The sequence below is a fragment of the Terrisphaera buseokensis genome, from assembly GCF_047521145.2.
Lineage (GTDB): Bacteria > Verrucomicrobiota > Verrucomicrobiia > Opitutales > Opitutaceae > ER46.
In genome coordinates this window covers 5,434,029-5,448,386 of record NZ_CM134186.1, presented here as the reverse complement: position 1 = coordinate 5,448,386, position 14,358 = coordinate 5,434,029, and the positions used below count along the sequence as shown (strand labels likewise).

The 14,358-nt window shown below is 62.6% G+C and carries 14 protein-coding genes; 11 read left to right on the top strand and 3 right to left on the bottom strand.

What is annotated here, in order from left to right:
- Positions 1-46: 46 nt before the first annotated feature.
- Positions 47-691 (top strand): hypothetical protein, encoded by a 645-nt coding sequence (locus ACLJEU_RS20455; RefSeq protein ID WP_414663214.1) that lies wholly within the window; start codon positions 47-49, stop codon positions 689-691.
- 71 nt (positions 692-762) lie between these two features.
- On the opposite strand, the gene ACLJEU_RS20450 is transcribed toward ACLJEU_RS20455, so the two are convergent.
- Positions 763-1,560 carry an HDOD domain-containing protein gene (locus ACLJEU_RS20450; RefSeq protein ID WP_414663213.1) on the bottom strand — a complete coding sequence of 266 codons (798 nt, stop codon included), beginning with the start codon at positions 1,558-1,560 and terminating at the stop codon, positions 763-765.
- Positions 1,561-1,759: 199 nt separating this feature from the next.
- On the opposite strand from ACLJEU_RS20450, the gene ACLJEU_RS20445 reads away from it, so the two are divergent.
- The 4 genes from ACLJEU_RS20445 to ACLJEU_RS20430 all read left to right on the top strand — a co-directional run bounded on the left by ACLJEU_RS20445 (position 1,760) and on the right by ACLJEU_RS20430 (position 5,462).
- Positions 1,760-2,623 carry a hypothetical protein gene (locus ACLJEU_RS20445; RefSeq protein WP_414663212.1) on the top strand — a complete coding sequence of 288 codons (864 nt, stop codon included), beginning with the start codon at positions 1,760-1,762 and terminating at the stop codon, positions 2,621-2,623.
- A gap of 322 nt (positions 2,624-2,945) precedes the next feature.
- Positions 2,946-3,473 (top strand): type IV pilus modification PilV family protein, encoded by a 528-nt coding sequence (locus tag ACLJEU_RS20440; protein WP_414663211.1) that lies wholly within the window; start codon positions 2,946-2,948, stop codon positions 3,471-3,473.
- Positions 3,442-4,023, top strand: coding sequence for a PilW family protein (locus tag ACLJEU_RS20435; RefSeq protein WP_414663210.1), 582 nt, complete (start codon positions 3,442-3,444; stop codon positions 4,021-4,023). Before ACLJEU_RS20440 ends, ACLJEU_RS20435 begins: the two co-directional genes overlap by 32 nt.
- Positions 4,024-4,040: 17 nt before the next feature.
- Positions 4,041-5,462 (top strand): DUF7305 domain-containing protein, encoded by a 1,422-nt coding sequence (locus ACLJEU_RS20430; protein ID WP_414663209.1) that lies wholly within the window; start codon positions 4,041-4,043, stop codon positions 5,460-5,462.
- Between the two features lie 482 nt (positions 5,463-5,944).
- On the opposite strand, the gene ACLJEU_RS20425 is transcribed toward ACLJEU_RS20430, so the two are convergent.
- Positions 5,945-6,598 carry a hypothetical protein gene (locus ACLJEU_RS20425; RefSeq protein ID WP_414663208.1) on the bottom strand — a complete coding sequence of 218 codons (654 nt, stop codon included), beginning with the start codon at positions 6,596-6,598 and terminating at the stop codon, positions 5,945-5,947.
- 432 nt (positions 6,599-7,030) lie between these two features.
- Between ACLJEU_RS20425 and ACLJEU_RS20420 the strand changes: the two genes are divergently transcribed.
- From ACLJEU_RS20420 to ACLJEU_RS20395, 6 genes are all read left to right on the top strand, one after another.
- The gene (locus ACLJEU_RS20420) at positions 7,031-8,650 is read left to right on the top strand and encodes a sensor histidine kinase (RefSeq protein WP_414663207.1); all 1,620 of its coding nucleotides are present in this window, start codon (positions 7,031-7,033) and stop codon (positions 8,648-8,650) included.
- A complete protein-coding gene (locus ACLJEU_RS20415) occupies positions 8,647-9,321 on the top strand; it encodes a response regulator (RefSeq protein ID WP_414663206.1) in 675 nt (224 codons plus the stop codon). The genes ACLJEU_RS20420 and ACLJEU_RS20415 overlap by 4 nt, the downstream gene beginning before the upstream one ends.
- A gap of 77 nt (positions 9,322-9,398) precedes the next feature.
- Positions 9,399-9,884, top strand: coding sequence for a type IV pilus modification PilV family protein (locus ACLJEU_RS20410; RefSeq protein ID WP_414663205.1), 486 nt, complete (start codon positions 9,399-9,401; stop codon positions 9,882-9,884).
- Complete coding sequence (locus tag ACLJEU_RS20405) at positions 9,859-10,473, top strand: PulJ/GspJ family protein (protein WP_414663204.1); 615 nt, start codon at positions 9,859-9,861, stop codon at positions 10,471-10,473. The genes ACLJEU_RS20410 and ACLJEU_RS20405 overlap by 26 nt, the downstream gene beginning before the upstream one ends.
- Positions 10,473-11,891 (top strand): pilus assembly PilX family protein, encoded by a 1,419-nt coding sequence (locus ACLJEU_RS20400; RefSeq protein ID WP_414663203.1) that lies wholly within the window; start codon positions 10,473-10,475, stop codon positions 11,889-11,891. The genes ACLJEU_RS20405 and ACLJEU_RS20400 overlap by 1 nt, the downstream gene beginning before the upstream one ends.
- Positions 11,892-12,035: 144 nt before the next feature.
- Positions 12,036-12,674 carry a CDP-alcohol phosphatidyltransferase family protein gene (locus ACLJEU_RS20395; protein ID WP_414663202.1) on the top strand — a complete coding sequence of 213 codons (639 nt, stop codon included), beginning with the start codon at positions 12,036-12,038 and terminating at the stop codon, positions 12,672-12,674.
- Between the two features lie 96 nt (positions 12,675-12,770).
- Here ACLJEU_RS20395 and ACLJEU_RS20390 read toward each other — a convergent pair whose 3' ends face one another.
- Positions 12,771-14,318 (bottom strand): sulfatase, encoded by a 1,548-nt coding sequence (locus ACLJEU_RS20390; RefSeq protein ID WP_414663201.1) that lies wholly within the window; start codon positions 14,316-14,318, stop codon positions 12,771-12,773.
- Between the last annotated feature and the right edge of the window lie 40 nt (positions 14,319-14,358).

Genomic DNA, 14,358 nt, shown 5'->3' with positions numbered 1-14,358 from the left:
GTATCTCCTCGTCACAAGCGCCGGCTTGGATCAACGTCCCGCGGCTATGAAAGCTGTGATCGGTTGCCTGGTCGTCGTGGTCGTGCTCGCCATCGGCGGGGCGGTGGGCGCGTACTTCTTTGTCTGGCGTCCGGCCAAGGTGTACGTCGCGGAGTTTGCGAAGCTCAAAGAGATTTCGCAGTTGAACCAGCAGGTGAAGAAGACGGCGGCGTTCAACGCGCCTGCCGACAACGTACTGTCGGCGTCCGGCGTCGAGCGGTTTCTGCGCACCCAGCAGGCGATTCAATCCAAACTCGGCACTCGCTTGGATGAGCTCGAGGCCAAGCATCGCACGCTGTCACCGCCGCCGGGCTCGGACCGCAGGCCTTCTCTCTCAGAGCTGACCAACGCGTATAAGGATCTTGCCGGGCTGATCGTGGAAGCGAAACGCATGCAGGTCGACGCGCTGAACCAGAATGACTTCTCCCTCGCGGAATATGAGTGGACGCGCCAGCGGATTTACGAAGCCTCGGGACTGCCCGTGGACCTCAGTGTCGCCAATGCGCTGCGCAGCATCGCAGAGGGGAAGTCCGCGGAAGCGACGCCGGCGTCGGCTGCGAGTGCCGTGGTGCCGGAAAAGAACCGCGAGTTGGTCGCCCCGCACGTCAAGGAACTGGGCGAGCGGGCCGCGCTGGCGGTGTTTGGCCTGTGATGAGGCAACCGGCGTGACGCCGGCGCGGCACGCACCCGACGGTCAGCGCGGCCGAAATTTCGGACTGCGGATTAGAACCCGAAGCCAACGTTTGCGACCTTGATCGCGGCGCGATGGTTGCAGGCTTTGAGATCCGTGATTGTGAGGTCGGAACGGATCAGGGTTTTTTCGTTCTGCATCCCGTAATTCCAATCGGCAATGGCCACGGCGCGACTGAGGAGCCGGGCCAGTTCGCAGTCTTCGGGGGTGTCGCCGGCCGAAGGGGCCAGTTGCCGCAGCACGGCGTTGCAGATGGGAGCATCGAAGCCCCACTTGGCCAGCGCGGCGGCACCAGCATCGGCGAACGATACGCCCAGCCGGAGTTGTTCGAGTTCGGCCTGCAGGGCCAGCTCCCTTTCCTTGATGGTCAGATGGCCGGCGGGAAAGATACTGCAGAGCACCCAAATCCCGACGAGGTGCATGATGCCCGCGGTGTAGGCCGCAGGATCGCGCTCGCTGATTTCGTCGATCACGAAGGCCGTGTGCAGCGACCGTTCCCAGAAATGTCCTGCGGTCTGGGTGTAAAGGTGCGTGGGATATTTGCGCAGGTCCGTCAGGGCCACGATCTGCACAATGCGCGAGACTTCGAAAATCCCCAGGCGCAGGACTGCGTCCCGCACATCGGTGGTGCGTTCGCCCCGCACGTACAGAGGGCTGTTGCAGGCGGCGACAACTCGCGCCGTCAGGGCGGGATCGGAACGAAACAGGTCCGCGACTTCCGAAAGCTGCACCTCCGGCTTGCGGACGAGCGAAATCAGCCGCGAGAGGACGCGCGGTCCGCTCGGCAGCTTTTCCAGATCGATCGATTCGGCCAGTTTCCCCGACAGCATGGTGAGGGGAGTCCTATCGGCACAATTCCGGCCGGGCAGGAGCCGTCGAACGGGTTAATGTGAACCGGCGTCCGGCCGGGCCGGTGGGAACAGTCCCGGCCAGGGCACAAGTCGTCCGCGTTGGGCAGGCGCAAGCTTCGCGCCCGCACGGGGCCTCGGCGCGCTTGCGCCGGCGGTCGAAGCCGCCAGCGTGTGCGGAATGCTCATTACCTCGCGAGCACTGGTGTTTCTCCTGGCGATGACAGCGGTCGCGGCTGAGCCGATTCCCGCCGGTCGCGGTCAGATGGATTTTCTCCTCAAAGGCGAGCCGTTGACCCTGTACACGTACAAGCCGGCGGGTTACACGGACGGGCCCTTGGTCCTGGTCTTTCACGGGGTGGTGCGTAATGCGGAAAACTATCGCGATTTCGCCGTGACGATGGCCGATCGGTTCGGAGTGCTGATCGTGGCTCCGCTGCTGGATCCTGAGCGCTTTCCGGAAGAATGGTACCAGCGTGGCGGCCTGTTGGATGCGGCCGGCAAGGCCAGGCCGAGGGGCGAGTGGATGTTTACGGTGGTCGATAGGATCGTCGACGCAGTGCGGGCGCGAGAGGGGCGCCCGGCGCTGCCATACTATCTGGTGGGCCATTCGGCCGGTGCCCAGTTCCTCGTGCGCCTGGCGGCTTACATGCCCGGTGACGCCCGTCGTATCGTTGCCGGCAATGCCGGGTCGCTGCTCTTCCCGAATCGCGAGCACGAGTTTGGCTATGGCCTCGGAGGACTACCGCCGGAATTGAGCGACGACGCGATGTTGCAGCGGTATTTTGCCGCGCCGTTGACCTTGTATCTGGGGACGGCGGACATCACTCCGCGCCGTCGATTCGACGCCAGCGAGGCTGCGATGAAACAGGGGCCTCACCGACTGGGCCGCAACCGCGCGTTCTTCGAGTTGGCGGAGAAAATGGCGAAGGCGCGTGGCTGGCCGTTCAATTGGCGCAAGGTGGAAACGCCCGGGATTGAGCACGACGCGGCGCAGATGTTCGCGGCCCGAGAGATGGAAGATGCCTTGTTCGGTCCCAAGTGAGGCGCGCGTCGCGCTCCTCGGGCAGCGGAAAGTCCGGCAGCCTCGCTTTTTGTCCAGCGGCTCCACGCTTTCGGGTGCTGTCGGCGTGAAAACGGCGTCAAGAACCGACAGGCGGTCTGGTCGGAGTCGGTTCGGGACCGGCTAAAGCCTCGGTTTTCTGACTCGGAGTGAATCGTAAGAGACCGTCTCCCAAGGAGGTGCGATCATTTCGGGCATCACTGCGTCAATAGTCCTGAACGGGCCTAGTCCTGCTAGGCCGGATTTACAGGCCCACCCGACACTCAACGCGGAGCGCAATGTTCCGTAGGCTGTGCTCACTCCCATGCACGGCTTCGCTTTTAGGACCTTCTCCGCTGTCTCCTTGAACGCTGCGGGGCACCCACGCCGGACGGACGCCTCTCGCCAGCGTCTGCGCAGTCAGCGCGGATTCACCATTCTGGAGGTGGCCATGGCGTCGTTTGTCCTGGCGATGGGCATTGCGACGTCGATCATCGCGATGCAGGTGGGTTTCCGGCATTTGGATTTGGCCCGCGGCTCGACACTCGCTTCCCAGATTCTGCAAAGCGAGATGGAGCGAATTCGTCTTATGAGCTGGTCCGGGGTGAATGCGCTGCCGGCTTCACAGACGTTTGATGGCGGCACCTTTTTCAGCTCGAACGAGCATGTCGTGGGAAAGTTCTCCGTGACGCGCACCTGTGTCGCGGACTCGGTTCGGCCGACGGAGGTCATGAACCTGAATATCTCGGTGCAATGGAACACCTATGATGGCCGCCCGCACACGCGCAGTTTCAGCAGCATCTACGCACGCAATGGACTCTATGATTACTACTACACCGTCGCACATCCGTAAGCGCAGCACGCGCAGCGCGACCGCGGGGTTTTCGCTGGTCGAGATCATGATCGGGGCGACGTTGTCCGCGCTGATTCTGGCGGGCACGATGTCGACGTTTCTATTTCTCGGCCGCAGCGGTGCGAATATCCAGAACTACAGCGACATGGAGTCGCAGGCGCGCAAGGCGCTGGAGATTTTTGCTGAAGATGCACGGCAGGCCAGTGCGATCACATGGACCAGCGACACCCAGATTACGCTGACGGTGAATTCCGCGAACGTGGTCTATACTTACTCGAATGCAAACCGCACGTTTTCACGGGTCGACGCCACCAGCAACCGGGTGCTGATCTCCGGGATTACCTCCGGAACGTTTTTGTTCCGCGGTTACAACCTTTCCGGCGTCCTGCTGCCGGTCACCACCGCCGCCGAGCTCGCCGCGGCGGGGACGAATACGAAACAGCTGCAGATATCGCTGCAGGCTTCCCGCACCAATCAGACCGTGGTCGCGGCCACGAATACCGTGCTCTCGGCCCGGTTCATTCTGCGCAACAAGATCGTCACTGCCTGATCAACGCCATGCTCGCCATGAACCTCTCCCGCCCCCGCAACCTTCATAGTCGTCGCGGCTCGCTGATGATTGTCGCCATGATCATTGCCGCCGTCATTGGCATCTCGCTTGCCAGTTACCTGCAGCTTGGTCGCACGAGTCTGTCGATTTCCAATCGTGCGCTCTATAACAATGCCGCGATGAACCTCGCCGAGAACGGCCTCGAGGAGGCGATGTATTCCATCAACAAGAAGATTGCCGATCCCAGTTACAATTGGACCGGCTGGACCACGGGCAGCGGCAACGCGTGGAAGCAGTTTCCGACCGCCGGAACCTACACGTTTGATCAAGGCGCCACCGGAATCGTCCGGGTGACGGTTTATGGCTACCTCGGCACCGCGCCCAGCGCCGTGGCCAGGTCGACGATCACGTTGGGCAATGATCCCAATCGAACGATCGAGAAGTGGGTCCGCATCCAGCTGCGCAAGACGTCCAAATTCGCGAACGGGCTCGTGGCCAAACAATTTGTCCGCTTCAACGGCAACAATGCCTCGGTCGACAGCTGGAACTCTGATCCGGACAACAACGCCGGCACCGCCGCGATTCCCTATAGTGCGGGTGTGCGCCGCGACAATGGCACGGTCGGCAGTGTGTCAGTTTCCGTCGACGCCATCCTGGTGCAGAACGCAGATATCTGGGGCTATGCCGCCACGGGCGGATCCCAGCCGACGGTGGGTCCCAATGGCTTGATCGGTCCGTTCGGCACGGCTTCAGGCGCCACCGATCCGACGCACGTGTCGACGGATTTCAGCGCAAATTTTGATCCGGTGACTGCCCCGGCAACGGCCGGCTATGCATTGGGTGCGGTGACCAATACGCTGACGCTGCCGCGGGGCGGTGATACGACGGCGGCAGACGGCAAATATTACTATAGTGCGACCTCGATTAACGTTAACAACAAGGTCATACGGGTCCAAGGCACGAACGAGAAAGTAGTCCTTAAGCTCACGGATACAACGACGAGCATCGACATCGGCGGCGGCAGTGGCGAACTCCGGGTCGACACCGGCTGCACGCTCGAGATTTACGCGCCGGGCGACATCAAGATTGCCGGCAATGGGATCATGAATGGCGGTACGACCGCGGCGACCGCGAACCAACCGGCGGCACTCCAGATTTGGGGCACGAAGACCTCGGGAGTGCAGGATATTCAGATCGCCGGCAACGGTGTGTTGAGTGCTGTGGTCTATGCGCCGCAGGGTTCGCTCAAGATCAACGGTAACGGTGACGTCGGCGGGTCGTTCGTGGCGAATGACATTACTTTGGTTGGAAATGCCGCGTTCCACTACGATGAGTCGCTGGGGAATTTCGGCGGCTCCAATCCATTTCGGGTTTCCATCTGGCAGGAACTGACGACCGCAACCGCCCGCGGTTCGTTCGCGGGGGCGCTCAGTTTCTAATCGCAAATTTCCGCCTTACGTCCGGCCGTGTCGTTCGTGACGGGCGGCGTAATTCTGCGCACGGAAGGCGTCCTGCTATGCCCGTGACAGCCCCGAGCCGTCCGTTCCACTCACTGCGACGGCTGGCGTCGAAATCTCACCGGCTCGGGCCGGCTTGGGTGACCGAATAGCCGAGCGGAGCCTCACTCTGGCGCGCCGGCGCGGTGGACGATGCGGAATGACCGGCGAGTCACCGGGTGAGAGTCTGCACCGGCCGGGAAAATCTGGACCGTGCCCCCTCGTGGTGGTGTATGAACGCGATGAAGTGCGCTTGCTCCGGTTCTACCAGTCGGGGGGCAGTATGCCTTCCAGGGATTGGTGGGGGCCGCGTGACGGCGTAAATGGTCAGATTCACGACGGATCCCCGCACATGGGCACAAAAAAGCCGCCGAAATTAATCGGCGGCTGAAAGGCTATGCTTTGAGAGAGCTGTCAGGCAGCGCTCAGCGGGTGAACCGGCGAACCAGGCCGAGGGCGGCGAGGCCCATGCCCAACAGAGCGACCGTCATGCCACCATCGGGAACGCCCGGGGTGTTGGTGCTAGTGCCTGTAGAAGTTCCGAAGATTGAGACGTGAGAAATCGCACCATTGTCAGTACCGCCATTTAGATCGGCGGCCCAAAAATTGAGTCCATTGATGGTTTCCTTACCGTTCCAAACGATCTCGAAAATGTAATGGATCGGGCTGTTGTTTCCATCCTTGACGTAGAGGAATATGGGAGAACCGGTTACGAAGGCTCCGCTGCCGTAAGAGATCGTGAAGTCTTCCTGATTATTGAAAATTGAAGACCCGGAGTATGAGCTGGCGAGCGGGCCTGATTGGCTGCCGTCATTGCCGACTTTGAAGTATTCCGTCAATGTGCCGCCAAATCCAGTTACGAGTTTAATGTCAGCTGACGAGTAATTACCCGGACCACCAACATCGGTTTCCCAGCGATTCTGGAGAGCCGCTGGATTTGTTCCGTACGCGGCTAGCGGGAAGTCGGTGTTAAGGTTGGGTCCATCGACATTGATGGTGAGGGCGTTGGCCAAGGGGCTGACGAGCGCGGCGCCCAGGGCGACGAGACCGAGGAGACTGGCGTGGATTTTCGATTTCATATGAGGAAGGCTGAATTGATTAACGTGGGACAGATAATGCAATGGGCATGCCAGCGATGGCTGATGATATCTTAAGCAGATGGTGGGTAGGGTGATAAAAGGATCAAAGGTGGTTTATCCGCCAGGCTTCTCCCTCGGTTCGGAGTGCTGCGTGTAAAGCGAGAGCGTGTCCGGAGAGGTCCGGGCCTAACGGATAGGCCGTAAAGAGCCTGTTTTCTCGGCAGGGGATGTAGACTGTAGTTGCTTCACCCTAGGACTAGCTTGTAGATCGCTTGTAATAAATAAGTTGTGTCTCATATCGCTCGGGTTGTGAACTGTAAGGATAGTTGACGCCCTTTTGTGTTACCACCGTTCGTTGGTAGTCGATGTACCTACTTCTGCGTTTTAGATGTCACTGCGGAAACCGGCCCTCCGCGCCGATACATGACAAGGATGACCATCAAGTTCCGGTTCACGCTCCTGCTGGGCCTGTTGCTGGGAGCGTTTCTGCTCTTGCTGCTGCTGCTGCTTGATCTGGATCGGGCGGCGAAGGTTCATCTCACGGCGTCGGATCGAAACGTTCGCGAAACGTTGCTCGATCATTGGGTCGACGAAGTCGGGCGCTCGTTGCCTCGCGTGGCCGATGATTTGGCCGAATCGGATTCGCTCGCGACGCTTTTGGCGGGTAGGGACGAGTTGCCGGCCCGTGCCCAGATTGGCGCTGGGTTGGCCAAGGCCAACGCCTCCGCTTTATGGATTGTTTCGCCCGACCCGGTTGCGCCGGTGCGCGCGTTCACCAGCACGGGCGCCGAGCCTTCCACTCTCCCGTTCAATCCTTCGGATCTTGATGCCCTGTTTGCTCGTGCGCCGAGCCCGCGGTTTTTTGTCGAGGCCGACGGAAGCCTGTTCGAGGTCTGCGTCCGGCGCTTCAAGGCCGGTGGAAACCGCGATTTCATTTTCGTGGCCAGACGTTGGGACGAAGCCCAAGTCCGGCTGCTGTCCTCGCTCACAGATTCGATCGTCACAATCAAAGCTGTCAGCGAATCCAAGGGCGTGCCGGCCCTGCCGAAAAAGTTGATGGTCACCCGCCGTCTCGAAGACTGGCGTGGGCGCGCCATCCGGGAACTGCGGGTCGAAAGTGACCTGCCGAATTCGGCGGTGGCGGAACGACTGACCCTGCACCCTGGCACGCTCTTCGTCGCCTACGGATTGCTGGTCGTACTTGCGATGACCTTGGCGTTGCAGGCGTGGGTCCTTCGGCCGCTGGGGAAGATTCGCGAGGGTCTCGCGACTCACGAAACCGATGCGCTCGTCCCGCTGAGCCGGGAGAACAACGAGCTGGGCGGCATGGCCGGACTGGTGATTTCCTCGCTGGCCCAGGAGCAGGCGTTGAAAGCTGAAATCGAGGAGCGGAAGCGCGCAGAAGTGGCGCTCGCTCGGAGCGAGGCCGAACTGCGCCAGAATTTTGAGGAGCGGGCGCGGGTGGGGCGCGACCTGCACGACGGCGTCATCCAGTCCCTCTACGCCGCCGGGATGGGGCTGGCCGGAATCCGGCGGCAGTTGCTGCCTGATCAAGTGGAGGTGCTCGCGCGACTGGAGCAGACGCGCGCGGTGCTCAATGAAACCATCCATGACGTGCGCAACTCGATTGTTGGACTTGAGCCGGAGGCGCTCAAGGCGCAGAGCTTCTCCCAAGCGGTCGCCGGACTGCTTGAAACCATGCAGAGTATTCGCGCCTTTCATTCGTCGGTGGCGATTGACGACACCCTTGCCGGCGGCCTGACCCTTTCCCAGCGCGTCCACGCCCTGCAAATCACGCGTGAGGCCGTGAGCAATGCCCTCCGTCACGGCGAAGCCGGCCGGATTGAGGTCGTGCTTCGTCACGAGAGCCGTCATGTCGAGTTCGAGGTAAGCGACGATGGTCGCGGATTTGACGCGACTTCAGCGAGCAGTCACGGCAGAGGATTGGTCAACTTCTCCCAACGTGCGCGTGAGCTGGGGGCCGAGATGTCCGTGGAGTCTCAGGTTGGCCAGGGCACGCGCGTGAAATTGATCTTCCCCCTCACATCATGACCGAGACTCGCGTGGCACCCCTTAGAATTGTACTCGTTGATGACAGCGAACTCGTCCGGCGCGGAATCAAGTCCGTGCTGCTTGCCGAAACCTCACCCCGCATGGAAGTGGTCGGCGAAGCCGGTACGGCCACTCAGGCGGTGTCGGAGTGCGTGCGACTGAAGCCCGATATTGTGTTGCTTGATATTCGTCTCCCCGACGGGTCGGGCATCGACGCCTGCCGGAAGATTGTCGATCAGCTGCCCAATACCCGGGTGGTGATGCTGACATCCTATTCCAACGACAGCTTCATCTACGAGGCCGTGTCGGCCGGTGCGCTGGGTTACCTGATGAAGGAAATCGACCCCACCGGCTTGGTGCATGCGTTGCACGATATCGCCGCCGGGCGATCGATTCTCGATCCCGATGCCACCAGCCGGGTGCTGCGACTGCTGCGGACCAAGGGCAACGGCGAGCTGGGATCCGACTTGAGCACGCTGTCTCACCAGGAACGCCGGGTGCTTGCGCAGGTGGCCGACGGCCTCACCAACAAACAGGTGGGCGAGCAATTGGGACTGAGTGAGAACACCGTAAAGAATTACCTCATGAATGTCTTCGACAAATTAAAGGTAAAGCGCCGGGCGCAAGCGGCCGCTCTCTACGTACAACAATCGAATCCCAAAGGGGACTAGCTACCCGCCGGCGGTGCAGAAACTACCCCCGCGAGCGCTCTTCTCCGGGAGGTTATTTTCTGCATTATAGCAAACGTTTGACGACTCCAAGCCCAGCAGTCCGCTACTCCCGGTTTCTGCGCCCGAGCGCCGCGGCCCTCGCGCGTTCGAAGCGGGGCTTCACGTTGGTGGAGGTGATGCTGGCGGCGGTCGTCCTGGTGTTCGGCATCACCACCGCCATTTCCGTTTTACAGCGCGGATTCCAGGCGCTGGACAGCGCGCGCAATCTCACCGCCGCCTCCCAGGTCATGCAGTCTGAGTTTGAACGCCTGCGACTGAAGAGCTGGGCGCAGATTCAGGAGCTGCAGGATTCAGGCAACACGCAGGTCTCGGTGCCGGCGATGCCGGGTTCGCCGGGGGGCGGATTCGCCTGCGTGCGGATCATCCGGGATTTGAAGCCCGACATGAAGGAGATTGGACTGCTGTCCACGTGGCGTGGATACGACGGACGGGAACACACTGCGCGGCTCGTCACGCGCTACGGCAAAAGCGGATTGTATGACTATTTCTACACCGCACACTAAGCTCGCGGCCGGCGCGGGCCAGCGGCGGCGGGCCGGATTCACCCTGACCGAGGTGATGGTTTCCGCCGGACTTGCCTCCATGGTTCTCGCCGGGGTGCTCGGCGCCTTCCTGCTGATCGGACGCACGGGCTACGCTTCCAGCAATTACAGTGAAATGGAGGCGCAGATGCGTCGCGCGCTGGATGTCTTCGGTGCGGATGCACGCAAGGCCACGAACATCCAGTGGACCGATCCTCGCACCATCACCCTGGCCGTCGCCGCGACGGGAAATACGACGACGCTGGTGACATATGCTTACGATGCCGATCCGGCCAGCGCGGGCTTTCGATCCTTCTACCGCGTGGCTGGTCCGGTCGGCTCCACTGCGCCGCGGACAAATCTGGTTCGTCAGGTCGCGAGTGATTTTTCGTTTCAACGCTTCAAACTCGAGCAGCCGGGCGTCCCTGACAACACCGCCGCCACTGATCTTGAGACGAAACAGATCCAGGTCAATCTGCGGGCTGAACGCACCGGGGCCACGACTGTCACGGCCAGCCAGTCCGCCGTCTCAGCGCGATATCTCCTCCGCAACAAGCGGGTGAGCAACTGATGCCCCTCGCACCTTCAGCTTTCCGGATCGAGGGGCGCGTACCCGCGGGGCAGCGGTGGCGGGGCGCGACGCGCCAGCGCGGCGCAGTGTTGATTGTCGCGTTGCTGTTTGTGGCGCTGATTGCTCTGGGCCTCGCCAGCTACCTCAATCTGAACCTGGCCTCGGGCCGGCTGGCCAAGCGCACCTTCAATAGTTACGCCGCGCTGAATCTGGCCGAGGCTGGCACCGAGGAGGCGGTCTGGTCCTACAATCGCGCGAGCGCCGGAGCGACGGATGCGTGGAATGCGTGGACGCAGCAGGGGGCGGCGGCTACGCAGCGATTTTCCGGTTTCGATTTGGGTCCTGGCACGACCGGCTGGGTCAAGGTGTACGTCGAGAGTCGCGAACCGGGGCCGACCATGCGACCGAAGGTGATCGCCCAATCCTCTGCGGTGACCGGCAACGATGCTCCGGTGACCAAGATGATCGAGGTCACGCTGCGCCGTCGCTCGATGTTCGCCAATGCGATGGTGGCCCGGGACGCGATCGTGTTTTCCGGCGCCAATACGACCGTGGACGCGTGGAACTCCGATCCGGACGGGAATCCGCTCACGCCGGCCGTCGACTACGATTCGTCGCTCCGCACCGATCGCGGCACGATTGGCACGATGTCGCTGTCGAACACGGCGCTGCTGGTGAACGAGGCGCACATCTGGGGCTACGTCGCCACGGGCGGCGCACAACCCGGCGTCGGCTCCACCGGCAGTATCCGGGGCTCGACTACGCCGGTGGGCGTCCGCATCGACCCGGCCCGCATCGCCACCGATTTCAACGTGAATCTCACGGTGGTGCCGGCGCCGGTGGACGGCACGTTTCTCGCGTCGATTCCGGCGGTCCTCGGTGTCGCGGGCACTCCGACCAAATGGCGCGCCCAGCAGTTGACCCTGAATGGAAATCAAACGCTCACGATTCTCGGTGATGTGACCCTCACCCTGACCGCCAGCTCGGGAGCCGATGCGGTGAGCGTGACCGGCAATGCCTCCATCATCATCCCCGCCGGGTCGAGTCTCGCGCTCTACACCGAGGGCGGCGTGAGGATTGCCGGCAACGGTCTCGCGAATGCCAACGTCCAGCCGCTTTCGTGTCAGATCTGGGGCACCAACTCGACGCCGGCGGGCCAGAGCATCCAAGTGGCGGGCAACGGCAGCCTGCGGGCCGTGATTTACGCGCCCAACGGCGATGTGATGGTGAACGGCAACGGCGACGTCATGGGCTCGATCATCTCGCGCACCATCCGTTTCACCGGCAACGCCGCCTTCCACTACGACGAAGCCCTGGCCACCGGCCGGAGTGGCGAGCCCTATGCGATCGACCGGTGGCGCGAACTGAACAGCGCCGCCGATCGCGCGCCTTATCTCGCCCGGTTCGAGGGCTGGTGATTTGCAGTTTCCCGGTCCGGCGCACCACCGGGCAGAGCAGGAACGCAGCTCCGCCGGCGACTCCGAGGTCTTTCCCATCGCGCCCGTTTTCCGCCGGGCTTGTACCGCGGCGAACCGGCGCGTATCCCACCGGTCTGTGCCTGCATGATTTCGCCTGATTCACGTTCCTCTCCGCCGCGTCGCTTTTCGATGCTGCGGACCTTTGTGCTGGCGGATTTCTTGACGTTGGGGAACGGCTTCTGCGGGACCGGCGCCGTGCTCGCGTCAATGAACTACCTGGTGACGGCGGAGCCGCGCTGGCTCGTCCTGGCGATGAGTCTGCTGCCCGCCGCGTTGATTCTCGATTTCGCGGACGGGCGCGTGTCGCGCTGGCGGCGGCGCTCGTCAATGCTGGGCGCGGACCTCGATTCGCTCGCCGACATCATCTCCTTCGGTCTCGCTCCGGCCGCCATTGGCTTCGCCGTGGGTTTGCGCGGCGCGCTCGATGTCGCGGTGCTCCTGTATTTCGTCGCCTGCGGCATCAGCCGGCTCGCCCGTTTCAATGCGACGGCCGACGCCCTTTCCGACGAGAGCGGCAAGGTGAAATATTTCGAGGGCACGCCGATTCCCACCAGCGTGCTCATCGTCGGCGTTCTCGCCGTGCTGCACACGCAGGGACTTCTTGGCCGGAACCTCTGGCTGGGCCACTGGAATCTGGGCGGCCTGGTGCTGCATCCGCTCACGTTGATCTATGCCGTGAGCGGAAGTGCGATGATCAGTACGATGCGCGTGCCGAAGATTTGACCAACGCCAGGGACTCGCCCGGAAATTAGCGTCAGTTGGCGTGATTCGCGGGAGCTCCTTGCGTGTTTCGGCTCATCGCGCGGCACGCCGCCGTCGTTATGGCGCGACCAGCAGCGGCGCCCACGTGCCGGGCGCGACGGTCGGAGTCTTGCCATCCGCGGGAAACGTCGTCTTCACCGCGGCGCGCAGGCGCTCACCCAACTCGGCGACGGTGGCGGCATGAGCGGGGAGCGTGGCGAGATTGGTGAGCTCCCTGGGATCGGCATCGTGGTCATACAGCTCGCGGCCGGACGCGCCCTCGTCCCATTCAGTGTAGCGCCAGCGCGGAGTGCGCAGGCTGTAGCCGAAAAAGCGTTTGCCGTTGTCGCCCGCAGCCGGGCTCGCCCCCATGCGATTGAACCCGCCGCCGCGGACCACCTGCGTCAGCGCCCACCCGCGGCCCGTGGTGTTTGGATTGCGCAAAATCGGCACCAGGCTCTGGCCCTGCAGATTCACCGGCGCTTTCACGCCCGCGAGTTCAGCCAGGGTGGGAAACAAGTCCACGTGTGCGACGGGCGTGGCGGCCACGGTCCCCTGCGTCGTGACGCCGGGGGCCACCATCAGCAGCGGCACCCGCGCCGACTCCTCGAACAGGCTCTGCTTTTGCCAGAGGCCGTGTTCGCCCACGTGATAGCCATGGTCACTGGTGAAAACGATCACGGTGCTGTCGGCGAGTCCGAGCCGATCGAGCGCCGCGACCACCCGGCCCACCTGGGCATCCATGAAACTGATACTCGCATAGTACGCCTGCAGCGCCTTGCGACGGAGGGAATCTGTAAGGGTGTCCTGCTCCTTCTTGTAGCTGCCGAGCGCGGCCGCCGGCAGGTCGGCCTGGTCTTCCTTCACCCCGGAAACGACCGGCATGGCCTCCTCCGGATAGTATCCGAAATACGGTGACTGCGGGGCGACGTAGGGCGTGTGCGGACGAAAGAATCCCACCGCGAGAAAGAACGGACGATCGCGTCGCTTCGCGCAGCGCTCCAGCACCCACTCGGCCTGCTCGGCCAGGATGCCGTCCGTGTGCTCGGCATCGCCCTTGGCGGAGGCGAGCCAGCTGAGCGTGCCGCCGAACGAACCGGGAATGAGGCTGAAGATTTTCGAGTGTTCCTCGGTGCGATCGACGCCGGCCGGATTGAGCTCGAGTTCCCACGACGCGGGATCGTCATGACCATCCGTGCCGATGGAATTGGGCACGTTGTAGTGGTACAGTTTGCCCAGGCGGGCGGCGAACCAGCCCTGCTGGCGAAAGGCCTGCGGCAACGACAACTGGGCGGGAATCGTCTGCCGGAAGATCTGCGAGTTGGCCTGGATGCCGGTGCTGTTGGGATAAAGGCCCGTCAGCATCGAATTGCGGCTCGGACCGCACAGCGGGAAGGCGCAATACGCGCGATCAAACCGCACCCCGCGCGCCGCGAGCCGATCGAGGTGCGGCGTTTTCGCCCGCGGATCCCCATAGCAACCGAGGAGATTGTTGAGATCGTCGGCGATGAGGAAGAGCACGTTCTTCGGTGGCGTGGCGGGCGCACCCGACGAGGCGGAGGCGGACAGCGCGAGCAGGCCGGCGAGCAAACCAAACGCGAGGGAGAGACGGGGTATTGGGGGCATGCGATTCCCATATACGCCTCCTTCACGAGTGCCAGCCCGC

Bases quoted from the DNA above. Each gene is read 5' to 3' on its own strand.
- ACLJEU_RS20415 (WP_414663206.1), top strand. From the start codon at position 8,647: ATGACCGAGACTCGCGTGGCACCCCTTAGAATTGTACTCGTTGATGAC.
- ACLJEU_RS20430 (WP_414663209.1), top strand. From the start codon at position 4,041: ATGAACCTCTCCCGCCCCCGCAACCTTCATAGTCGTCGCGGCTCGCTG.
- ACLJEU_RS20395 (WP_414663202.1), top strand. From the start codon at position 12,036: ATGATTTCGCCTGATTCACGTTCCTCTCCGCCGCGTCGCTTTTCGATG.
- ACLJEU_RS20400 (WP_414663203.1), top strand. From the start codon at position 10,473: ATGCCCCTCGCACCTTCAGCTTTCCGGATCGAGGGGCGCGTACCCGCG.
- ACLJEU_RS20425 (WP_414663208.1), bottom strand. From the start codon at position 6,598: ATGAAATCGAAAATCCACGCCAGTCTCCTCGGTCTCGTCGCCCTGGGC.
- ACLJEU_RS20440 (WP_414663211.1), top strand. From the start codon at position 2,946: ATGCACGGCTTCGCTTTTAGGACCTTCTCCGCTGTCTCCTTGAACGCT.
- ACLJEU_RS20420 (WP_414663207.1), top strand. From the start codon at position 7,031: ATGACCATCAAGTTCCGGTTCACGCTCCTGCTGGGCCTGTTGCTGGGA.
- ACLJEU_RS20390 (WP_414663201.1), bottom strand. From the start codon at position 14,318: ATGCCCCCAATACCCCGTCTCTCCCTCGCGTTTGGTTTGCTCGCCGGC.
- ACLJEU_RS20435 (WP_414663210.1), top strand. From the start codon at position 3,442: ATGATTACTACTACACCGTCGCACATCCGTAAGCGCAGCACGCGCAGC.
- ACLJEU_RS20450 (WP_414663213.1), bottom strand. From the start codon at position 1,560: ATGCTGTCGGGGAAACTGGCCGAATCGATCGATCTGGAAAAGCTGCCG.
- ACLJEU_RS20405 (WP_414663204.1), top strand. From the start codon at position 9,859: ATGACTATTTCTACACCGCACACTAAGCTCGCGGCCGGCGCGGGCCAG.
- ACLJEU_RS20445 (WP_414663212.1), top strand. From the start codon at position 1,760: ATGCTCATTACCTCGCGAGCACTGGTGTTTCTCCTGGCGATGACAGCG.
- ACLJEU_RS20455 (WP_414663214.1), top strand. From the start codon at position 47: ATGAAAGCTGTGATCGGTTGCCTGGTCGTCGTGGTCGTGCTCGCCATC.